This window comes from Bacillus sp. CFBP9009 (assembly GCF_036541465.1).
Classification (GTDB): Bacteria; Bacillota; Bacilli; order Bacillales; family DSM-1321; genus Peribacillus.
The window spans coordinates 385,116-405,562 of sequence record NZ_JAZHFU010000002.1; the positions used below are offsets into that span (position 1 = coordinate 385,116).

General features: G+C 43.3%; 23 protein-coding genes. 1 reads left to right on the top strand and 22 read right to left on the bottom strand.

The annotated features are described in order from the left end of the window. Positions 1 to 2: 2 nt before the first annotated feature. The 7 genes from V3595_RS07015 to V3595_RS07045 are packed head-to-tail and all read right to left on the bottom strand — an operon-like array spanning position 3 to position 6,320. Complete coding sequence (locus tag V3595_RS07015; protein WP_485906169.1) at positions 3 to 1,478, bottom strand: aldehyde dehydrogenase; 1,476 nt, start codon at positions 1,476 to 1,478, stop codon at positions 3 to 5. Between the two features lie 49 nt (positions 1,479 to 1,527). Then, positions 1,528 to 1,989: a RidA family protein gene (locus V3595_RS07020; RefSeq protein WP_485906170.1), complete on the bottom strand. Its 462-nt coding sequence runs from the start codon at positions 1,987 to 1,989 to the stop codon at positions 1,528 to 1,530. Continuing rightward, positions 1,973 to 2,998, bottom strand: coding sequence for an amidohydrolase family protein (locus tag V3595_RS07025; protein ID WP_485906171.1), 1,026 nt, complete (start codon positions 2,996 to 2,998; stop codon positions 1,973 to 1,975). The genes V3595_RS07020 and V3595_RS07025 overlap by 17 nt, the downstream gene beginning before the upstream one ends. Beyond that, a complete protein-coding gene (locus V3595_RS07030; protein WP_485906173.1) occupies positions 2,983 to 3,543 on the bottom strand; it encodes a 3-hydroxyanthranilate 3,4-dioxygenase in 561 nt (186 codons plus the stop codon). The genes V3595_RS07025 and V3595_RS07030 overlap by 16 nt, the downstream gene beginning before the upstream one ends. Positions 3,544 to 3,581: 38 nt before the next feature. Next, on the bottom strand, positions 3,582 to 4,331 hold the full coding sequence (locus V3595_RS07035; protein WP_485906174.1) for an IclR family transcriptional regulator: 750 nt from the start codon (positions 4,329 to 4,331) through the stop codon (positions 3,582 to 3,584). A 31-nt stretch (positions 4,332 to 4,362) separates the two neighbouring features. Beyond that, the gene (locus V3595_RS07040; protein ID WP_485906176.1) at positions 4,363 to 5,844 is read right to left on the bottom strand and encodes a 4-hydroxyphenylacetate 3-hydroxylase family protein; all 1,482 of its coding nucleotides are present in this window, start codon (positions 5,842 to 5,844) and stop codon (positions 4,363 to 4,365) included. A gap of 11 nt (positions 5,845 to 5,855) precedes the next feature. Beyond that, positions 5,856 to 6,320, bottom strand: a complete 465-nt coding sequence (locus V3595_RS07045; RefSeq protein WP_485906178.1) for a flavin reductase family protein — start codon at positions 6,318 to 6,320, stop codon at positions 5,856 to 5,858. A gap of 269 nt (positions 6,321 to 6,589) precedes the next feature. Here V3595_RS07045 and V3595_RS07050 point away from each other — a divergent pair, with 269 nt between their 5' ends. Further along, the gene (locus tag V3595_RS07050; protein ID WP_485906180.1) at positions 6,590 to 7,375 is read left to right on the top strand and encodes a protein kinase domain-containing protein; all 786 of its coding nucleotides are present in this window, start codon (positions 6,590 to 6,592) and stop codon (positions 7,373 to 7,375) included. A gap of 269 nt (positions 7,376 to 7,644) precedes the next feature. Here V3595_RS07050 and V3595_RS07055 read toward each other — a convergent pair whose 3' ends face one another. The 15 genes from V3595_RS07055 to V3595_RS07125 form a co-directional block, all read right to left on the bottom strand. Beyond that, a complete protein-coding gene (locus V3595_RS07055) occupies positions 7,645 to 7,833 on the bottom strand; it encodes a hypothetical protein (protein ID WP_485906182.1) in 189 nt (62 codons plus the stop codon). Then, positions 7,834 to 8,106 carry an HU family DNA-binding protein gene (locus tag V3595_RS07060; RefSeq protein ID WP_485906184.1) on the bottom strand — a complete coding sequence of 91 codons (273 nt, stop codon included), beginning with the start codon at positions 8,104 to 8,106 and terminating at the stop codon, positions 7,834 to 7,836. A 166-nt stretch (positions 8,107 to 8,272) separates the two neighbouring features. Further along, entirely contained in the window at positions 8,273 to 9,790 is a 1,518-nt protein-coding gene (locus tag V3595_RS07065; protein ID WP_485906185.1) for a cobyric acid synthase, read from the bottom strand. Between the two features lie 12 nt (positions 9,791 to 9,802). Beyond that, complete coding sequence (locus tag V3595_RS07070) at positions 9,803 to 10,339, bottom strand: cob(I)yrinic acid a,c-diamide adenosyltransferase (RefSeq protein ID WP_485906186.1); 537 nt, start codon at positions 10,337 to 10,339, stop codon at positions 9,803 to 9,805. A 14-nt stretch (positions 10,340 to 10,353) separates the two neighbouring features. Then, on the bottom strand, positions 10,354 to 10,917 hold the full coding sequence (locus V3595_RS07075; RefSeq protein WP_485906188.1) for a nitroreductase family protein: 564 nt from the start codon (positions 10,915 to 10,917) through the stop codon (positions 10,354 to 10,356). 17 nt (positions 10,918 to 10,934) lie between these two features. After that, positions 10,935 to 11,705, bottom strand: a complete 771-nt coding sequence (gene cobA, locus V3595_RS07080; RefSeq protein WP_485906190.1) for a uroporphyrinogen-III C-methyltransferase — start codon at positions 11,703 to 11,705, stop codon at positions 10,935 to 10,937. Between the two features lie 38 nt (positions 11,706 to 11,743). Next, positions 11,744 to 13,135 (bottom strand): cobyrinic acid a,c-diamide synthase CobB, encoded by a 1,392-nt coding sequence (locus V3595_RS07085; RefSeq protein WP_485906192.1) that lies wholly within the window; start codon positions 13,133 to 13,135, stop codon positions 11,744 to 11,746. 16 nt (positions 13,136 to 13,151) lie between these two features. After that, positions 13,152 to 14,276 carry a cobalt-precorrin 5A hydrolase gene (locus V3595_RS07090; RefSeq protein WP_402902806.1) on the bottom strand — a complete coding sequence of 375 codons (1,125 nt, stop codon included), beginning with the start codon at positions 14,274 to 14,276 and terminating at the stop codon, positions 13,152 to 13,154. Next, a complete protein-coding gene (cobM, locus tag V3595_RS07095) occupies positions 14,273 to 15,049 on the bottom strand; it encodes a precorrin-4 C(11)-methyltransferase (RefSeq protein ID WP_318291661.1) in 777 nt (258 codons plus the stop codon). The genes V3595_RS07090 and cobM overlap by 4 nt, the downstream gene beginning before the upstream one ends. Further along, positions 15,046 to 15,753, bottom strand: coding sequence for a precorrin-2 C(20)-methyltransferase (gene cobI / locus V3595_RS07100; protein WP_098371853.1), 708 nt, complete (start codon positions 15,751 to 15,753; stop codon positions 15,046 to 15,048). Before cobI ends, cobM begins: the two co-directional genes overlap by 4 nt. Then, positions 15,746 to 16,960 carry a precorrin-6y C5,15-methyltransferase (decarboxylating) subunit CbiE gene (cbiE, locus tag V3595_RS07105; protein ID WP_485906193.1) on the bottom strand — a complete coding sequence of 405 codons (1,215 nt, stop codon included), beginning with the start codon at positions 16,958 to 16,960 and terminating at the stop codon, positions 15,746 to 15,748. The genes cobI and cbiE overlap by 8 nt, the downstream gene beginning before the upstream one ends. Beyond that, positions 16,944 to 18,056, bottom strand: coding sequence for a cobalt-precorrin-5B (C(1))-methyltransferase (locus tag V3595_RS07110; RefSeq protein WP_485906194.1), 1,113 nt, complete (start codon positions 18,054 to 18,056; stop codon positions 16,944 to 16,946). The genes cbiE and V3595_RS07110 overlap by 17 nt, the downstream gene beginning before the upstream one ends. Positions 18,057 to 18,061: 5 nt before the next feature. After that, positions 18,062 to 18,709: a precorrin-8X methylmutase gene (locus V3595_RS07115; RefSeq protein ID WP_485906195.1), complete on the bottom strand. Its 648-nt coding sequence runs from the start codon at positions 18,707 to 18,709 to the stop codon at positions 18,062 to 18,064. Positions 18,710 to 18,721: 12 nt separating this feature from the next. Next, on the bottom strand, positions 18,722 to 19,492 hold the full coding sequence (gene cobK / locus V3595_RS07120; protein WP_485906197.1) for a precorrin-6A reductase: 771 nt from the start codon (positions 19,490 to 19,492) through the stop codon (positions 18,722 to 18,724). Continuing rightward, complete coding sequence (locus tag V3595_RS07125) at positions 19,489 to 20,439, bottom strand: sirohydrochlorin chelatase (protein ID WP_485906199.1); 951 nt, start codon at positions 20,437 to 20,439, stop codon at positions 19,489 to 19,491. The genes cobK and V3595_RS07125 overlap by 4 nt, the downstream gene beginning before the upstream one ends. Positions 20,440 to 20,447: the final 8 nt, after the last annotated feature.

Below are 20,447 nucleotides of genomic sequence, written 5' to 3' on the forward strand. Positions count from 1 at the left end.
CTTTATAATTTAATCGTGACGTTAGACAATTCACTGTAAAATTCGAAACTATGCGATCCGCCTTCGCGGCCGATGCCGCTATGTTTCATGCCCCCAAAAGGTGTACGCAAATCACGTAAATACCAGGTATTCACCCAGATAATGCCCGCTTCTATTTTAGAAGCGACACGATGCGCCCTCCTTAAATCATTGGTCCAGATCGTTGCCCCCAGTCCGTAATGTGTGTCATTAGCATGCTCCAGTGCCTCTTCTTCCGTTTCGAAAGGCATGACAGTTACCACAGGACCAAAAATTTCTTCCCGTACACAACGGGATTCACGCGTAACTCCGGCAATGATTGTCGGTTCAATGAAAAACCCTTTTTCAAACTGTCCTGCTCTTCTTCCTCCAGTTAATATTCTCGCTCCTTCTTCTTTCGCCAAATCAATGTAACTCATCACTTTGTCATAATGTTCTTTTCCTATTACAGCTCCTACTTCCGTATCGGAATCAAACGGATCACCGACTTTTAATTTTTTTGTTCGCGCGACCATCTTTTCAAGGAATTCGTCATACAAACCTTGCTGAACATAGATTCGTGATCCGCACAAACAAACTTCACCTTGATTCATGAAGCTTGATTTCAATGTCGTTTCGATTACTTCATCAAGATTCGAGTCAGCAAACACAATATTCGGATTTTTCCCGCCCAGTTCAAAAGAGATTTTTTTCAATGTGGGCGCGGCAGCTTTCATGATCGCTGTTCCCGTTTTTGTTTCCCCTGTGAATGTAATCGCATCGACGTCCGGATGTTCACTTAGAGCGGCTCCTGCTGAATTTACACCATATCCATGCACAAGGTTGACAACTCCATCGGGAACCCCCGCTTCCTTGCATATTTCCATTAACTTTGTCGCTGTCATCGGTGTCAGTTCAGCTGGTTTCATAACCGCTGTATTGCCAGCTGCCAGGCACGGTGCCAATTTCCACGTCAACAATAGCAAAGGTAAATTCCACGGATTAATCATTCCTACCACCCCTACGGGCCGCCTAATAGAATAATGAAGTGCAATGTTGTTCTGATTGTAGGATTCATTACCAAGTGCAGTGATATAGTCCGCAAAAAAGTGAAAATTGTGAGCTGAACGCTTGATGTCCATTTCAAGTGCAAGGCTATATGGTTTCCCTGTATCAAGGGTTTCCAACATTGTCAGTTCTTCTTTCTTTTCCAAAATGAGATCGCCGATACGCCTTAGAAGCGCAGAGCGTTCATTATCGGTAAAAGATTTCCAAGGACCTTTAAGCGCACGTCTTGCTGCAGAAACACCCTGATTCACCTCCTCTTTACCTCCTTCCGCAACCCATCCAAGTTTTTCTTCCGTTGCGGGATTGATATTGTCAAAAGTCTTGGATTGATTTGGATTCAGGAATTCCCCATTAATAAAGTGCCGGCAATCTATTGATTTAGCTGTATTTATACTAGCTTTTGCTGCTTGCATGAAACATCCCTCTCCTTTTATTGAGACGCTGGTTTAGTAATCAAGTGCCTCAATCTTGTATTTCCACAATCATTTCAATTTCAATTGCAGTGTTATTTGGAAGCTGGGCCATCCCCACCGCTGACCGGGCATGTCTGCCCCTCTCTCCAAAAACGGCAACAAGCAGATCTGATGCACCATTCAATACTTTAGGCTGTCCTGTGAAATTTTGTGTTGAATTTACCATTCCGAGAATTTTGATTACCTTCTTGACTCTGGATAGATCTCCAAGCTCATCTTTAAGCACTCTCAGAAGATTAATCATGGACTGCCTCGCTGCCTGATATCCTTCTTCTTCCGTCAGCTCTTTGCCAAGCTTGCCGTGGAAATCATCAACACCTTGTCCGGATGTGAAAATCAAATTTCCCACCCGGACGTGGCTGACATAGTTGCCGACCGCTTCCCTTGGCGGCTCTAGCATGATCCCAAGTTCCTCAAGGACTTGTTCTGGCGCTTTAATCTGTTTTTCCATGCTTCTCCCCTCGCGATTCCAAATTTAAAAACCTCAATGCATTTCGACCAAGAAGATTCGCTTTCACTTCATCTGAAAGATTTAGAGTGTCATCAATCACTTGACCTGGAGGCTTTTCTCTCAATAAAAATGGATAGTCGGAACCCATCAGCACTTTCTTATATCCAAAACGGTCAATCAGATACTGAATATTCCGGGTATCATAGTTCAGGGAATCGAAATAAAACTTTTGTGCATAATGGCTTGGTGGCATTGATGTTTTTCTTAATTCAGGCCATACTTCCCACCCCTGATCGATCCGCGGTAAAATATATGGAAATGAGCCCCCGCCATGTGCAAAACAGATTTTCAGATCCGGGAACTTTTCCATGACGCCGCTCCATGCAATGCTTGCTGCCGCCAATGCCGTTTCACTCGGCATCGCCACTGTATACATGAGGTTATGCCGTTCCGTTCGGTCTTTTGCCATTGTCTCCCATGGATGTATAAACAGCGGGACATTCCATTTTTCAGCCATTTGGAAGAATTCCAATAAAACAGGTGAATCCAGATTCTCTCCGTTTACGTTAGTACCGATTTCGATTCCCGCCAGTCCAAGCTCAAATTTACAGCGTTCCATTTCACCAATTGCCACTTTCAAATCCTGAAGCGGTACAGTACCGAGACCGATGAACCTGTCAGGATGCCTGTTCACAGTCTCAGCAATGAAATCATTCTGGAACTGGGACATATATAGCGCCTGGTCAATTGGCGCCCAGTATGAAAATGTCACTGGCACCGGTGAGAGCACCTGCATATCGACTCCTTCGGAATCCATATCCTGAATGCGTTTTTCCGGATCCCATACCTGGTCAGTCACTTTCCTGAACAGCTTTCCGCTTACCATGATATCCGCCCCGCAAGAACATTTCGGCTCTAGCACCGGCCAGCGTCCCTGACCAAATTTACCGGTTAAGTCCGGCAGGTCCAACGGAAGAATATGTGTATGAAAATCTATTCGCATTTCCAAGCCTCAACGTTTTCTGACATGACATGACCGCATTCACTACAGGTGCGAAGTTCTTTACTACCGTTGAAAGCCTCGATGGCTTCTTTCACCTGGATCTCTATATTCGTCAATTGGATCGTAACTTTGTGCATCTCATGGTTACAATTCCCGCAGAACCAAACAAAATCTTCAAGCTCATCTTTAGCACGCTTGCGTTCTATGACAATGCCGTAAGTATCAGATACACGATGAGGAGAATGAGGTACATAAGCCGGCAGCATGAACATTTCCCCTTCTTTCACCTCCACTACTTCGCGTTCGCCGTTTTGATTGATGCATTCTACATAGCAGGAGCCTTTTATCTGATAAAATAGCTCGTCAGAAGGATCTACATGAAAATCACGCCGATAATTCGGACCACCCAGTAGCATGACAATGAATTCGGAATCTTCCCAAAGCACTTTGTTATTAACCGGCGGTTTCAATAAATTTTTATTGTCTTCAATAACTTTTAATAGATTTAATGATTTAGCCTGTAATTTTGAAGATTGAGCATATCCTTTCATAAATAAACTACCTCCCGTTTTCATAATAGTCAAAAAATTCATACTAGCGACATATAACCAACTTGTTTTGAAATCATTTGTGCCGAACGAATTACCGACTGAATAATTCTCGTTTTTTCTTTCCCAATCATATAATTTCGGTCCCCGACGAGGTTAAGTGCCGCAATGACTTGGCCATTATAGGATTTAATGGGTGCTGCTACACCATATAACCCATAATCATTTTCATCATCACTAATCGCAAATCCTTGTTTACGGATGTCCTTTAACTCTTCATTCAATTGATTAATGCAAGTGATCGTGTTAGTTGAGTGCTTCAATAGCCCTTTTGCAAGCGTAGGCTGAATGAAGGATGGGTTAAAGGCAAGTAATACTTTCCCGGTGCTCGTACAATAAGCTGGTTTTCTTGCTCCTATATATGTGGTCATATGCTCGGCATGAGGGGACGACATTTTCATCACAAACCTGACTTCGCCTTCGTGAAACATACCGATGTGAGAATTACCTCTAAATTGCAGGACAAGATTACTGATAATTGGACCTGCCTCATAATGAATATCCTGCTGATACATGACTTTACTGCTCCACTCAAGTAACTTCCAACCAAGCCGGTACTTTCGATCTTTGCCTTGGATCAGCATCCCATCCTTGCACATCGTTTTCACTAGATGATGGGATGAGCTCGGACTCATATTCAATTTTTCAGCTATTTCCTTATTTCCAAGCGCGGGTTCTTCATTAGTGAATAAATCAAGTATCTTTATAAGCTTCTCAACGGACGAAATCATGACGGCCCCCCTCCCTATTCAACTATTAAAATTACTGGTTAACCGCATCGATGGCTACTTGCATCGGTTTGTTAAGCACCTCATCCACCATGGTAAAGTTCTTGTTTTTCTTATATTTATTATAAAAAATCGCTCTTTTCCTAACTGGATCACCCGTGTAATAGCGTTCGTATTGAAGGAGGCGCTGCCCAAATGCTTCCCCGCATAAATCCCAAGCCAGTTTAAACACCCGAATGCGCTCTTCCGCTGAAACCCCGCTTCGTCCTCCATAATATTTATCGATATCACTGCGCAATTCGGGATTATCAAAGTCGGCCCCTGTCGGAGACATCAAAAGCCCTCCAGCTCCTATGGTCTGTATCACCTCTATGGCACGGGGATACATCTCCGGAAGGAAGCCGCGAATCGTTTCCAATGCATCCGGATTTGGCCGGGCCTCACCGTAGTCATTGATCGTGTACTCATATTCCGCTACCCGAAGCAGTGAACGGATGACTTCGACGGATTGAACAAGTTCACCCAAATCACGCTGTACATGCAGGAATCCATCAACCCCGATAGAGTCTGCCACTTTACAAGCAACCTCAACGGCAAATGCCAGTTTAATATATCCACGTACGCCCGATTGGTGAGCAGGCTGTTCAGCGATCCCCGTCATTGGATACAAGCGGTTTGCCGCCTCCACATTGTTGTATAAGAAGACGCGGTTCCAAGGAACCAGGACATCATTAAATACAAGCAGGGCGTCCATTTCCTCATAGCGGGAGGCAAGTGGATGGTCAAACATCGAGCGTGTTCCGTCCTGCATTGGTTCCCGGCAGATTATACGCAGTCCAGGCGTATCGATCGGCAATGCAAATGCTACCGCATGACGTTCATCCCCTGGTGTGAATCCTGGGAAAGAATAGATAATCACCTCATCGGTGATCGGTGCCAGGGTTGCTAACATTTTTGCACCGCGTACAAGTATTCCTTCTTCTTTTTCCTCAACGGTCCCTAAGTGGGTATATGTTTCTTTTTGCTCATGAGATTGCTTGCTTCGATCATTTTGAGGATTAATGATCGCATGCGTTAAGAATAAATCATTGTCACGAATATAGGTATAATAATCCTTGATGTTCTTTGACCAGTCTTTGTTGTATTTATCAAGAAACCAGGAGTTATGTGCCATGGAAGTGACCACGACATTTAAAAAGTCCGGCGTTCTCCCCATAAGTCCATATGTCATCCTTGCATACACTTCAAATAATTTACTTCTTTTTTGCAAATCCTCCGATGTCTTCGGGAATAAGAAAGCATTGTTAACACGTTCTCCGGTTTCTTTGCAAATGTGGGTGATTTCATCTTGATATTCGGGGTCATGTTGAATGTCATACAACTTCGCAATTTCTTGTATCGGCTGTTTAAAAATTGGCTCATTATAAATATCCTCAACCACTCTTCCGCCAAGCCAGACTTCTGGCTTCCTTGATTTAATTCTATTAATATATTCTTCGCCGGTTTTAATCCCCATAAGAATCCCCCTTATTTTACAAGTTGTTTAGCAGACCCCATTTTCCCTTGATAAAAAGTAAGCGCTTCCAAATCTTCGAAGTGTAACTCCTGGATCTCACCTATGAACAATACATGATCACCAGCATCATACTCTCTCCATGGTTTGCAATCCATCCAGGCAACACTTCCATTTATTTTTGGTGAAATCCCCCTGTTATCCCAGTCAATTTCAACTGTTTCCTGTTTACTGCCTGCAAATTGCCATGCTATGGATTCCTGTTCATCCGACAAAATATTAATGGTAAAAGATTTATCTTTCATGCTAGTGCAGGCTTTTGCTTCTTTATTTGATACTAAAGCAAGCGGGGGATTCAAGGAAACCGAGGTAAATGAATTCACAGTAATGCCCTTTTGAACTTTCCCATCAAACCAGCTCACTATCGTGACTCCGGTTGGAAATTTACCAAAGCAATTTCTCAACTCGCGTCCATCCATCTTATCACCTCCTACTCTTTTATTATGGATTCATTATAGTAAACTTAATATTTTTAAAAACCATATAATTTCATAATGTGAAATTATAGGAAAAATTTATTTTTAATTGTGAACTATCAAAAGAACTCCCCGAAGAAAAGACTTTCATTACCGCAATATCAAAAATCAGTGTTAAACTATCCATGTTCATTCATATTTCCAGCTTAATTAATAATGGACTTTTTTGGTCTTGACTTGAATAGATGAAAGTGGTGAGGAAAGTTTCAATTTTGCGTACATTTAGAAAGTTCTACCAATTTTTCGTGGATATACCTTTAAAAAAAGGAGTGGTTCTGAATTACCGTTACGAGGTAAAAGCTGTAATCGGAACAGGAAGCTACGGTATTATTTATCTTTGCAATGATTTGAAAATGAATGAAAATATAGTGATCAAGCAGCTCCGGAAAAGTAAACGCCGCAGCAAAAAAGAGCTGAGGCAGTTTGAAAATGAAATTTCCATATTACGAATGTTAAACCACAAAAACATCCCCAAATTTCACGAGAAATTTTCACATGAGGGAAATGTTTATTTTGTGATGGATTTCATAGAAGGAGATAATTTGGAAGACCATATTTTCTTGAATCATCTAACATTCAATGAGAAAGAGTCTCTATTTTTTCTGGATGAGCTGGTCGGTTTAGTATCTTATCTACATGACCATGACATTTTCCATCAAGATTTACGTATACCAAATATTTTACTAAAGAACAATCAGCCCATTTTGATAGACTTTGGTTTGTCTAAAATGATCAATTCGGCCGATTTTACTAAAGAATCCATTTTGCAGCTCAAAAGGCAGGATTTTTACGACTTGGGGGAAATACTTCTTTATGTACTTTATACGACGTACGCCTCCAAAAGTAAAAAGACTCTTCCTTGGACAGAAGAGCTTTCGTTAGAAAAAGAAACCGTGCATTTACTGAAAAGGTTATTAAGCATCCAAGAACCTTATTCAGATATTAAAGAAATCTCAATGGACCTGCAGGCTGCAATGAAGGCAAAGAAATTGAATTAGCTGCTACTGCCGCGCCCTTTTCTCTTGTAGCGGTCACTTCCACTCATGGGATACCTTTTGTAACCTCGGCTGCTGCTGCTGCTGCCTCGGCGATAATGACCATGTCTTCGCTCACTGCTGCCTTGGGAAAGCTGTTTGATTTTTTTCATTATTTTCTTCAGCATATCTTTCACCTCTTTTATTTTGGTTTTAAAACTTGTTATTACTTAGCCTAACATAGTCACAGTATAAACCTTACTAATAAGTACTATAATTTTTTTTCATTTGTGTTACATTCCATTACCGCTTAATGGAGTGGGCTTCTTCCATTGTTGGTCATGAGAACGCCCTATATGCCTCCGTTTGAAAATGGCACCGAATATATAAAAATGACTGTCATTTACTGCTTTTCGAAGCGCATGACAGTAAACAAAAAAACCTGGCGAATATCGCATCGCCAGGTTTTTTTCGTTACTCATTTATTTTACAGCTTCTTTTAATTCCTTACCTGCTTTAAAAGCAGGTACTTTACTAGCTGCAATTTGTATTTCTTCGCCAGTTTGCGGGTTTCTTCCTGTACGGGCAGCGCGGTCACGCACTTCAAATGTACCAAAACCAACTAATTGGATTTTTTCTTCTTTAGCAAGTGTAGCCGTGATTGTTTCAAACAATGCGTCCACTACTTTTTTTGCGTCGTCTTTTGTCAGTTTAGCTTGTGCTGCAACACTGCTCACTAATTCTGTTTTATTCATATGAACACCTCATCCTTTTATTTTGTATAAAGTATGTAGAGTAGACAACATAACATATCTTGTATGTCTCTGTCACTTAAAATGGCTAAATAAAAGGAATTATCGCTCTAAATTGATCTTTTTTAAAGGTAAAAGGGCTTTGATCAACATTAACCTAATGACCTTTTCAACTTTCTGCAGTTTCCAGCTGCAGCCATTGATAGATCGTATCCATATCTATGTTCTCCTCCAAATGGGAAGCCAAGAGATTGTAAGCTTCCTCCCTACGCTCCGAGTCGCTTTGAACGTTTTCCTTCACTTCTTCCAACCCCTTGTCCCGTCGAATTTGGTTAACTAGTAATCTAGTGAACAAGCGATTATGGAATATCCCATGAAGATATGTTCCCATTACCTTGTTGTCATTGGAAATGGCTCCATCCTCTCTTCCATCCTTCAATAAAAGAAAGGGCCTTACTTGTGACTTCAATGTCGTTCTGCCTAAATGTATTTCGAAACCGTTAAGATTCATTTGACCTTCCATTATCCCGGCAGAAAGGACACCTTCCATTTGTACCGTTTTCTTTTCTGCTTGAAAAATGGTTTCCACCGGAAGAAGCGAAAGCCCTTCCGCGTTCTCACCGTCACCCTCGACCGCGTCGGGATCAAAAAGTTTTGTCCCTAGCATTTGAAAACCGCCACATATGCCGAATATCATCGTTCCTTGTTTCCGCAGTTCATTGATGGCCTGATCCAATCCCATACGTTTCAACCACTCTAAATCTTCCATCGTGTTTTTTGTACCCGGCAAAATTAGCAGATCGGGATCACCTAACTCATGGACACTGCTTACCAGGCGGACACCTACTCCGGGTTCATCAAAAAAAGGATCCACATCTGTAAAATTGGAGATCCGCGGAAATCTCAAGACGGCAACATCGATCGGAAACTCAGCCTTTTTAGGTTTTTTAAAACGTAAGGAAGAGAGGGCAAGTGAATCTTCCGCTTCAATATTCACGTCTAGATAGGGCAGCACCCCGAGAACCGGAATCCCGGTTTCCTTTTCCAACCATTCAATGCCATCGTCCAATAATTCACGCATGCCACGAAATTTATTGATGATGATGCCCTTTACACTATCTCGTTCATCTTGATCCAATAAGGCAAGTGTCCCGATAATGGACGCAAATACTCCACCACGATCAATATCGGCCACTAAAATGACAGCCGCATCCGTTAGTTTAGCCATTCGCATATTCGCTATATCCCGGTCCTTAAGGTTAATTTCAGCCGGACTTCCTGCCCCTTCGAGTACAATGATGTCATATTCATCTTGAAGTTTTTCCACCGATTTACGGATGATGGGCATGGCTTCCTGGACAAATTGGGACCGATAGCTTTTTGCATTCATATCAAGGAAATGCTTTCCGTGCACGATGACTTCCGAAACCATATCCTGTTTCGGTTTCAGTAATATCGGATTCATATCGGTCGTTGCCGTGATCCGTGCTGCTTCCGCCTGTACTCCCTGTGCCCGTCCGATTTCACCGCCATCCAAGGTTACATAAGAATTCAAAGCCATGTTTTGTGATTTGAATGGGACAACACGTAATCCTTTATTGGAAAATACCCGGCAAAATGCCGTACAAATCAAACTTTTCCCTACATCAGATGACGTCCCTTGTATCATGATGGATCGTGCCTTCATTACGTTCACCCCCTAAAACTCTAATCCTTTGACAGCGCCGATACCCTCGTCATAATAATGCTTGGTCGCCTCGATCGATGAAACCAAATCCGCCATTTCCATAAGCTCCGGCCTGGCATCCCTGCCGGTAATGACTATATGCATATGAGCAGGACGATTTCGAATTGCATCGATGACTTCAGCCAATGGCAAGACATCTTCAATCGGGAATTTGGAGATCGCTAACGCATTGTTCAACTCATCCAAAACAAGTAAATCAATATCCGGATCAGTAAGTGCCAGTTTCGCCTTTCCCCAAGCTAGCGATAAGGCATTGCGATGTTCTTCTGGTGTTTTGGTCCATGTAAAACCAATACCTAACTGTTCCATTTTAACTCCTAATTTTCTCAAAGCCAATGCTTCCCCATAAGTACGCTCTGGTGATTTAATGAACTGAAGGTATTTAACAGTCATTCCTCTGCCGATTGCCCTTAATGTCACCCCTAATGAGGCAGTCGTCTTGCCCTTCCCGTTTCCCGTATAAATAAGCATTAATCCTCTGCGTGCCACTCACTCACCTACCTTCATAGCCAAACTGTTTTTTCTATGTATGAGGTCCTTTTAGTAGCAGGAACCGGCTGATTGCCTTTAGGGTATCCGACAAAAATGGTGCCGATCACTTTTTTGTTTTCCGGTGAACCGATAAATTCGTGCAGGCGTTCATCCCTGACAAGGCCCACTCCTCTAGTGCGCCAAACGAATCCAAGACCAAGTTCTTTTGCGGCAAGCCACATCGAATGGACGGCACAACAAGAAGCGAATACATTGTCTTCGGATGAATCTGGATCGTCAGGTAAAATATCAGAAGTCACGACTATGATAAGCGGTGTCGTCTTTACAACTTCCAGTGAACTGTCAATCAATTTTGGTTTGGTCGGAAAGCGTTCATGTAAATACCTTTCTGCCAATCTTTCATAACGGTGCTTCGCTTCCCCCTTGATAACATAAAAACTCCAAGGTTCACGCAATCGGTCGTTAGGGGCATAGGTAGCCGCTTCCAATAACTGCCTGATTTTTTCGTCTTCCACTTCTTTTTCTTCGTAATTCCTTATTGCCCGGCGTTCCTTCAATTCTTGAATGATGGACATTCCAACTCATTCCCTTCCTAAATGGACTCTGATTCAATCACTCTTTCAAACCATTGGATTTTTTCTCTTAATTGGACGACATCCCCTACTAGAAAGATTGACGGATTTTGAATTTCTTCTGTTATAGCCTTCAAGGAAATCGAATTTAAAGTACCGGTAATCGTCCTTTGTTTATCTGTCGTGCCCCATTCAATGACGGCCACTGGCGTTTTACCGTCCCTGCCATGCTCTATCAATTTTTCACAGATGAACGGCATATTACCTATTCCCATATAAAAGGCAATGGTATCGATCCCTTGAGCCAATGCCTGCCAATTCAGGTTATCCTGCCCCTTGTAATCACGGCCATGGCCTGTCACAATGGCATAACTTGAGGCATGTTCACGGTGGGTTACCGGGATGCCCGCATAAGCCGGTGCTGCGATTCCCGCTGTGATTCCTGGGACGATATCATATTCAATCCCGTTAGCAGCCAGTATTTCCGCTTCCTCACCGCCCCGCCCAAAGACAAATGGATCTCCACCCTTCAGACGGGTGACGTTTTTCCCCTGTAAAGCTTTTTCCACTAAAAGTTCATGTATTTCATTTTGAATGAGATGATGTTTCCCTGGTGATTTCCCGCAATAAACCAGTTCTGCACCTTCTTTTGCATAGTTTAATAGTTCTGGATTGACAAGCCTGTCATATGCAATGACATCCGCCTTTTGGATACATTCCAGTCCATATACCGTAATCAATTTCGGATCTCCGGGACCCGCACCGACCAGATGAACTTTTCCCGGTTTCATGCTCGCGCCTCCTCTTAAGCTTCAAAAAATACATTTTACTAGTTGATAGTTTCATGGGCAGATCTGTTTTTTTGTTTTAAGCAAGCATCTATCCAGTTCTTTGCAAGTGTTGGATTGGAAGCAAAATGAAAGTGGGTATACCCAGCAACAAGGTTGCCCAATACACACCCCTCTTGTTTCGAACCGAATCTGCCTTTGGCTTCATAAGCATGTGTAAGATCAGCATCCGCTTCAAATGTCGAGTAGTGGAATTCATGACCTTTTGCATGCTCCAGTTCATTGATCAAAAAATTGCCTGGAGTTCCTGTAATTTCACGATACCCAAGTGCTGCAAGCTTTTTCTGCATTTTAATCCTGCCCGGGATCATTCCTGCCATCTGATGCGTTTCTCCGGAAGTTGTTTCAATCGATTTGCTTAAAAACATGAAACCGCCACATTCCGCAAGAGTCGGCATCCCCTTTTCAATGGAGCTTCTGATGGATAAGATAGCATCCACGTTACCGGAAAGTTCAGCTGCAAATTCCTCAGGAAAACCGCCTCCAAGATATAAACCATCAGCATCCAATGGTACTTCATCCCCTTTTAATGGAGAAAAATACTTGATGTTCGCCCCATATGCTTCAAGCAGCTCAAGGTTTTCCTGATAATAAAAATTGAAGGCTGCATCTTTTGCGACGGCAATGCACACGTCCTTTTCATTTTTGGGTTGAAAAATATTTGAGTCTCCACTGGTAACGGAGCTTGTCTTGGATAAACGGTACAACTGCTCGATATCGATCGTTTCCATGACTAATTGTGCAAGCTTATCGAAAAACGGATTTAGTTCCCCGCGTTCAATAGCTGGAATTAAACCTAAATGACGGCTTGGAATATCAATATCCAATTCCCGCTTCATATAACCGAGCACCGGTACATCGCATTCTTGCTCAATGGCTGATTTGACAATTTTGTAATGACCTGCACTTCCCACTTGATTGGCAATGACCCCAATGATGTTCGGGCCGGTCGAAAAGTCCTGAAATCCTTTTACAATTGCAGCTGCACTCCGTGCCATGCTGGCACAGTTGACTACCAACAGGACAGGGCTTTGCGTGATGATGCTGATTTCAGCCGTCGATCCTGTATTGGCTAATGGACTTTTGCCATCGAAGAAGCCCATGACTCCTTCGATGATCGATATATCAGCTCCGGCACCTGCTTTGTTAAGAATTTCTCGAACTGTGTCATGTTCAAACATCCAACTGTCAAGATTGCGTGAAACCCGTCCTGTAACTGCAGTATGATAAGTAGGATCAATATAGTCAGGACCACATTTGAACCCTTGAACGGTATAGCCTTTCTTCTGGAGGGCTGCCATGATTCCGATGGTCAATGTCGTTTTACCGACACCGCTTCCGGTACCTGCAATTACCAATCTTCTATCGTTCATATTTTTTCTTCCCTCCTTAAAAAGGAATGATCCCAACTGATATGGTTACGTTCCCCGATTTTTTCTTAACCAGCTCCAATTGTTCAGCTTTAGTATAAATCCTCACAGCCGGTTCACTCACACCATATGCACCCGTGTATTTAAATACTGTATCCGATGGCGCTTCGATTTTGGCTTGATTAAGCTCTTCCGGTTCATAATGCACGAATTCCCAGCCATATTTTTCAACTACTTCAATCAAACCGAGTTCGTCTTTCTTCAAGGAAATTGTACAGATCGCCTTAACGCTTTTTAATGAAAACGATAATTCGGCTAGTGTTTCTGCAATCACCTGCTCAATTTCAGCAGCCGCCGTTCCCCTATTGCACCCAATACCAAGAGCAATGACCTTTGGACGATATACGATTCCATTTTCCAGGATCCTCTTTTCCGACTGCTTAAGCATGCGGTGAGTCACGACCAGAGCTGCTTGCGGCTTTGCTTGAAGCGCTTCTTCAATGGATGGGTATACGATAATTCGTTCAGGTAATGCCGTTTCATAAGACCACCAGTTCCGTTCACCTGATTCCTGTACAACGGCAACATGCTCTTCATTTACAACGGACGCACTTACTGGCGTCAATTTTTCTGCGGAATCCCAAATCCAGCCGAAGCGCTGGCCGAATAAGTCGACAGGAATCGTTTTTTGTACATCCGAAGCCGTGGTGATTATAGCTCTTGCATCAAGGGCTGCAGCAACTTCCTTAGTCAGTTCATTTGCCCCTCCCAGATGCCCTGAAAGTACACTGATAACATTTTCCCCTTTATCATCAATGACTACGACACCTGGATCCGTTTTCTTATCCTTCAAAATTGGTGCAATCATCCTCACGACTGCCCCGAGTGAAATAATTAAAATGATTCCCTTATATTCCTTGAATAAAGCTGGCAATAGCATACGGACACTGCCCGAAAAAAGCTGGATCTGTTTATGCTCTTCGTCCCCTTTTTCAAACTTGCTCATGTAATATAGATCGGAATTCGAAAAAACCGTATGTAATTTTCGTGCCAGCTCGACACCATGCTTTGTAATCGCCACGATCGCATAAGTGTGCGACCGTTTAATGGGAGCAAGTTCCGCTTCTTTCAATTCAATGATCATGGTTTAACACCTTTTCTGAAACCGTGGGTAAAACTCGCATCATATAGTTTGGAACGGTATTCATCTTTATCATGGATGTCAGGGTCCAAAGCCCATCCAGCCAAAATCATCGCATGCTTGCGGATGCCATTTTGACGCATATCATCATCTAAGTTCACTAACGTGGTGCGGACGATTTTTTGGTCCGGCCATGTTGCCCGTTGAATGACTGCAACCGGTGTATCATCCTTCCAACCGGCTTCCTGGAGTTCTTTAACGATTTTTTTGGTCAAGGTCGCACTCAAGAAAAGGGCAATCGTACAGTGATGACTTGCCAAATCACGTAACTTCTCAAATTCCGGAACAGGCGTACGTCCTTCAGCCCTCGTTAATATGAGTGTCTGGGTTAAATCAGGGATGGTCAGCTCTGCTCCTATTGCCGCTGCTGAGGCGAACACCGAACTAACGCCAGGAATCACCTCATAACCGATACCCTCTTTCTTCAATAGGACAATTTGTTCCATGATTGCACCGTACATGGCAGGATCCCCTGTATGGATTCTGGCAACCATCTTTCCTTCCTTAACACGATCAACCATGATGCCAACAATTTCTTCCAAATGCATTCCAGCCGTTTTGAGCACCTCGGCATCTGGTTTTGCCTTAGCAATCAATTCTTCATTCACTAATGAATCCGTATATAAAATCACATCAGCCGTTTGGAGAATGTTCAATCCTTTTACAGTAATCAAATCCGGGTCACCCGGGCCGGCACCTACTATATATATCTTCATTTTCTCACCACCATCAATGTTAAGTATTCCAGTTCAAGTCCTTCCAATTCACTCACTTTCCAAATCACTTCCTCATCGGAAGTGACTTTGGTTACGACCGAGGCCTTTTCAAGCAAGTCCAAATCTTTTAAAACGGTAATCATTAAATCGATTACCTTTGCCACTTTGATGAACACCACGGCATCATGATCTTCGATGGCCTTCTTCATCGCTTCATAATCATCCCTTGCAGGAACTATCGCAACATGATCATCACCATCAGCCAAAGCGATGCCCAGCCTTGACGCTGATCCATTAAAGGAAGAAATGCCCGGGACTGTCTTGATTTCGACTTCGGGATGCAACTCCTGCATCAATTTCATCATATGGATGAACGTACTATATAAAAGCGGATCGCCTTCCGTAACGAAAGCCACATCTTTTCCTTCATTTAATTTTTGCCAAACCTTTTCAACCGTTCCGTTCCATTCCCGATCCAAAATGGCTTGATCTTTCGTCATCGGAAAAACAAGGCCCAGCATATCCTTCTCTTCAGGACGAATGTAAACTTCAACAATGCGATGGGCGTAGCTTTTACTCCCTTTTCTTTTTTTGGGATACGCTATGACCGGAGATTCCTGAATCACGCGAAATGCCTTTACTGTAATTAGCTCTGGATCGCCCGGGCCTACGCCAAGGCCATATAATGTACCAAGATTACTCATTCATGTCTTCCTTTCGTTGTGCAGTAATGATATAAACCGGATTAAGCGGTACAAATCTGTTCATTCCCAATATTGGCTTACTTCTGGAGATTTGCGCATGCATGATGGAAGTGTGAAAACCAGCTTCCGCAAATGCTTCATTAGCCCGGTAAAGATTCTCAATCGTCGCAGCATTCAGAACGATCCTGCCGCCTTCTTTTAGCCGATTGCAGCAAGTATTGATCAGCTCTCCCATTTCGCCGCCAGTCCCGCCAATGAAGATTGCATCAGGGTCAGGAAAATTTTCCAACCCTTGAGGGGCTTTACCATGAATCGCCGTTATATCTGTACGGAATTTACGTTGGTTTTGATAACAGTTTTCTAAATCAGGCTCATTTTTTTCAATCGCGTAAATTTGACCTTCGGAAGCAAGCTTGGCCGCTTCAATTGCCATTGAGCCCGTACACGTCCCAACATCCCAAACTATGCTGTTTTTCCTGAGCTTCAACGCATGCAGGCTTAGTACCCGAATTTCCTTTTTGGTTATGAGTCCTTTGTCAGGCTTACGCTGCGAAAATTCTTCATCTTCTATCCCCAAGGACCAGCTTGGACCTTCTGATTTCCTTTTCAGAATGACGACATTCAACGGGGAGAATTCCCGCTCCATCATTTCATCAAGTTCATACCAGCCAGATTCTTCGGTTTCCCCTTGAAGATTTTCAGCCACAAATGCCCGGTATTCCGTCATTCCGAATGAAAGGAGATATTTAGCCAGTTGATTGGGGCTATTTTCGCTGTCAGTAAGCAAGGCAACTTTCGCTTTCCCATCGATCCTTTGTGCCAGCCCTTTCATGCTGCGTCCATGAATGCTAACGAGGAAGGCATCTTGCCAGCTTTCCCCCATTTTTGCAAAGGCAAGCTGAATTGAACTGAAATATGGGTAAACCTCCATGTTGATTTTGCTGGAAAGATAGCCTCCCATTCCATAAAACATTGGGTCACCGGAAGCTAAAACCACTGTTGGACGAGTTTCATCCTGCAGTTGCTCCACCACCTTTTTCAAACCGCCCTTTATGACAATCTTTTTGCCAGAATAGTTCGGAAAGAAGGATAAGACCCGTTCACCTCCGACCAGCACTTCACTTTCTTCTATCCATTGGGAATATTGAGGCAGTAAGCTTTCCTGACCGTTATCCCCTATCCCGATTAATTTAATCGATTGACTCAATTCCAACAGCCCTTCCCAATAATTGTCCTTTCAACGAATAAATCGCCGTTTCCATTTCAATGCCGCCCTTCACTTGGTTAATGGCAGAGTGACAGCAGGATTCACATAGTTTATTAAAAAAGTCAAAATTATTAATGCCTGACATCATATCCCCGACTTGTGACGCTGTGTTTGCATTCTTGATTTCAAGAACAAGATCATCATCAGCTCCGACGCTTTGGGCAATTTCCGATAGAAAACCGAAGTCGACCGGGGCACTTTTTGAATGCACCATCATCACACCTTGGGCCACTTTGGAGAATTTACCCATCATGCCGACCAGTGAGACCTTTTTAATTCCCTGCCTCTTACATTGCTTAAGTGAGAAGCCCACAAAGTCACCCATTTCAATAAAGGCTTCCTCAGGTAAATGCTGGAGGAGGCTCATGGCATACTTTTCGCTGCGCCCGCCAGTCGTTAAGACAAGATGCTCACACCCGCTAGCTTTGGCGACACTGATAGCCTGGACGATACTTGCCATATAGGCGGAACTGGAAAAAGGGACGACAGTGCCCCTTGTTCCCAAAATGGAAATTCCTCCGACAATCCCCAAGCGGCCATTTAATGTTTTTTTCGCTATTTCTTCACCTGCTGGTACGGAGATGACGACTTTCACACCTCTATTGATCTTAAATTCTTCCAGTGTTTGTTGCACAGTGGTTAAAATCATCTTGCGCGGTACAGGATTAATCGCCGCCTCTCCAACTGGAACGGGAAGTCCGGGTTTGGTCACACGACCAACTCCGGTCCCTCCATCCAATATAATCCCAGGTGCATCCGACCAGCTGACAGTAGAGATAATATGGGCCAAATGTGTGGCATCGGGATCATCTCCGGCATCTTTAATCGTTTCTGCACTAACCGCATTTTCCGATATTTCATATTTCTCAATAGTGAAAGTGGCATCTCGGCCGATTGGTAAGGAAATGGTTGCCTCCTCTAGTGCATCCCCCGTGATCAAAGCGGTCAATGCCGCTTTGGTCACTGCTGTCGAACATGCTCCCGTCGTATATCCATGACGCATTTGTGAGGGGTCTTTTTTCACTTTCTTTTCCATGTTTTTTAACTATCAGCTAAAAGGGAAATCGCGTTCAATGCTGCAACAGTGACAGTACTTCCACCTTTTCGGCCAATATTCGTAATGAATGGCACTTCTTTGATCTTAGCCAGTTCCTCTTTCGATTCTGCTGCAGAAACAAATCCAACAGGCATTCCAATGATTAAATCCGGTTTTGCAATCCCTTCTTTAATAAGACGAATGAGCTCTAGTAAAGCGGTAGGTGCATTGCCAATCGCATAAATGCCCCCTTCATTTTCCTTTACCGCTTTTTGCATCGAAATGATCGCCCTTGTCGTATTCAAACGTTTTGCCTCGACCATCACATCCGGATCCGAAATATAGCAATGGACGTCCCCGCCATGTTTTTGAAATCGTTTTTTGCCTGTACCGCTCTCGATCATTTGAACATCCGCAATGACATGTCTGCCTTTGCGAATGGCTTCCACACCAGCTTGAATGGCATTTGGATGGATGATGACACTTCTTCCCAATTCAAAATCCGCTGAAGCATGAATGACCCGGCGGACGATCTTCCATTCATCTTCAGAAAAATCATGATTGCCCATTTCTTCAGCAATGATTGAAAAGCTATAATCATATATTTTGTCAGGGTCTACCGTTAGTGGTTTAAAATCCGTTTTAAAATCCATCTTGCATTCCTCCTATTTTTCATTTAACTGATTATTCAACTCGGCAATAACATGTTCAAAACTGGAATGAACATTCTGATAGTCAACATCCGGTCGAGATATCATGATCGTCTCAATTCCACATTCCAACGCGGCTTCCAATTTCTCATCAACCGCACCGACCTTGCCGCTTTCTTTCGTTATCATCAATGTGACCCCATATTGTTCATATAGAGCTTTATTTAATTCTTTGGAAAACGGCCCTTGAATCGCAACGATATTTTTTTGTTCGATGCCCAGCTGTGCACATTTTTCCATATTGTCCATGCGTGGCAGCATTCTCGCTATGACTCTGGTATTCTCGAGCCCTACCAATTCTTTTGCGAACACGGCTAGGGTTTTACTTCCGGTCGTGAGCATGATGACTCCCCGTTTTGCAGCGGCAAGCTTGGCAGCTTCCTCATAATCACGGACAACTATCAATTTATCATTCTTAAACCGTTGACTTTCACGCTCATAACGAATATAAGGAACATTTGCTGCCTTTGCTCCGTTAAGGGCGTTTTTGGATGCTTCTTCGGCAAATGGGTGACTTGCATCGACTACAGCGTGAAAACCTTTTGCAGAGATTAAAGATGTCATATCTTCTGCAGTTAATCGGCCAATCCGGGTGGATATCCCAGCATCTTGCAAACTCTTAGCCGCCGATTCGGTTACAACAGTTGCCAACACCTTGAATCCCACCTGCTGCATCTCAATCGCTAATTCCCTTGCATCACTTGTACCCGCCAAGAACAAAATCATTTTGATGTCCCCACCACTTGTCCATCATGATCGTGGTGATGATCATGGTCGTGATCGTGGTGATGATCATGGTCGTGATCATGGTCGTGATCATGGTCGTGATCGTGGTCGTGATCGTGGTCGTGATGATGGTGAGCATGTCCATGTTCCTCGACATGTTTACGATAGTTTTCCAGATCACGCGCCCCGCTTGACCTGCCTTCACTGGCTTCAATTACTCGTTCTTGCAGAATGTTCTGTAAGGTTGGATGATATCCAAAATACTTTGCCAAAATGAATTCTCGATCATGATATTGCTCTTGATAGCCTTTCAGCATATCCTCCATTCTTTCCATCAACACCCCAGTGAAGAGGAAATATGGCAGCATCACTATTTTTTTTGCCCCTAATCGGATGCATCGTTCAATACCTTCATCAACGTGCGGGTCCGTTACACCCATGAAGGCTGTTTCGACCCATTTAACGTTTAATTTTTCCCATAATAATCGTGAAATTTTATATATATCACTATTTGCATCAGCATCACTGCCACCTCGGCCAATTAGCAATATCGCTGTCTCAGAATGTTCAGAGGTCGTATCGAATCCCGCTTCCTCAAGACGGTCTGTCAGGATCGTCAATACATCATGGTGGACCCCGATCGTTTGGCCATATGTGAATTTCACTTCTGGATACTTGGTTTTCCCATCCTCTATTTCAGCTGGGATATGTAATTTCGAATGTCCTGCATGCAACAAAATGATCGGTATGACGATAACTTCAGTAGCCCCTCGTTTTACACAATTATCAATGCCTTTGGATATATTCGGTGCCGCAAATTCCAAGAAGCACGTTTCAACTAGGAAACGCTCGTCCATTGCCGGAATCATATTTTCAATAAAATGACGGACTTCTTCATTTCCCGAAGCCAACCGGCTTCCGTGTCCTACGAACAAAACTGCTTTCATTTACTTTC

What these genes read in the sequence shown, in the direction of transcription:
- V3595_RS07110 (WP_485906194.1), bottom strand. Translation starts at nt 18,056, where the DNA reads ATGGAAAAGAAAGTGAAAAAAGACCCCTCACAAATGCGTCATGGATAT.
- V3595_RS07055 (WP_485906182.1), bottom strand. Translation starts at nt 7,833, where the DNA reads ATGAGTAACGAAAAAAACCTGGCGATGCGATATTCGCCAGGTTTTTTT.
- V3595_RS07075 (WP_485906188.1), bottom strand. Translation starts at nt 10,917, where the DNA reads ATGTCCATCATTCAAGAATTGAAGGAACGCCGGGCAATAAGGAATTAC.
- V3595_RS07065 (WP_485906185.1), bottom strand. Translation starts at nt 9,790, where the DNA reads ATGAAGGCACGATCCATCATGATACAAGGGACGTCATCTGATGTAGGG.
- V3595_RS07115 (WP_485906195.1), bottom strand. Translation starts at nt 18,709, where the DNA reads ATGGATTTTAAAACGGATTTTAAACCACTAACGGTAGACCCTGACAAA.
- cobM (WP_318291661.1), bottom strand. Translation starts at nt 15,049, where the DNA reads ATGAAGATATATATAGTAGGTGCCGGCCCGGGTGACCCGGATTTGATT.
- V3595_RS07060 (WP_485906184.1), bottom strand. Translation starts at nt 8,106, where the DNA reads ATGAATAAAACAGAATTAGTGAGCAGTGTTGCAGCACAAGCTAAACTG.
- V3595_RS07020 (WP_485906170.1), bottom strand. Translation starts at nt 1,989, where the DNA reads ATGGAAAAACAGATTAAAGCGCCAGAACAAGTCCTTGAGGAACTTGGG.
- V3595_RS07125 (WP_485906199.1), bottom strand. Translation starts at nt 20,439, where the DNA reads ATGAAAGCAGTTTTGTTCGTAGGACACGGAAGCCGGTTGGCTTCGGGA.
- cobI (WP_098371853.1), bottom strand. Translation starts at nt 15,753, where the DNA reads ATGAGTAATCTTGGTACATTATATGGCCTTGGCGTAGGCCCGGGCGAT.
- V3595_RS07090 (WP_402902806.1), bottom strand. Translation starts at nt 14,276, where the DNA reads ATGATCATTGAATTGAAAGAAGCGGAACTTGCTCCCATTAAACGGTCG.
- V3595_RS07045 (WP_485906178.1), bottom strand. Translation starts at nt 6,320, where the DNA reads ATGGATGGACGCGAGTTGAGAAATTGCTTTGGTAAATTTCCAACCGGA.
- cobK (WP_485906197.1), bottom strand. Translation starts at nt 19,492, where the DNA reads ATGATTTTGTTCTTGGCGGGTACAAGTGATGCAAGGGAATTAGCGATT.
- V3595_RS07035 (WP_485906174.1), bottom strand. Translation starts at nt 4,331, where the DNA reads ATGATTTCGTCCGTTGAGAAGCTTATAAAGATACTTGATTTATTCACT.
- V3595_RS07085 (WP_485906192.1), bottom strand. Translation starts at nt 13,135, where the DNA reads ATGAACGATAGAAGATTGGTAATTGCAGGTACCGGAAGCGGTGTCGGT.
- cobA (WP_485906190.1), bottom strand. Translation starts at nt 11,705, where the DNA reads ATGAAACCGGGAAAAGTTCATCTGGTCGGTGCGGGTCCCGGAGATCCG.
- V3595_RS07030 (WP_485906173.1), bottom strand. Translation starts at nt 3,543, where the DNA reads ATGAAAGGATATGCTCAATCTTCAAAATTACAGGCTAAATCATTAAAT.
- V3595_RS07015 (WP_485906169.1), bottom strand. Translation starts at nt 1,478, where the DNA reads ATGCAAGCAGCAAAAGCTAGTATAAATACAGCTAAATCAATAGATTGC.
- V3595_RS07040 (WP_485906176.1), bottom strand. Translation starts at nt 5,844, where the DNA reads ATGGGGATTAAAACCGGCGAAGAATATATTAATAGAATTAAATCAAGG.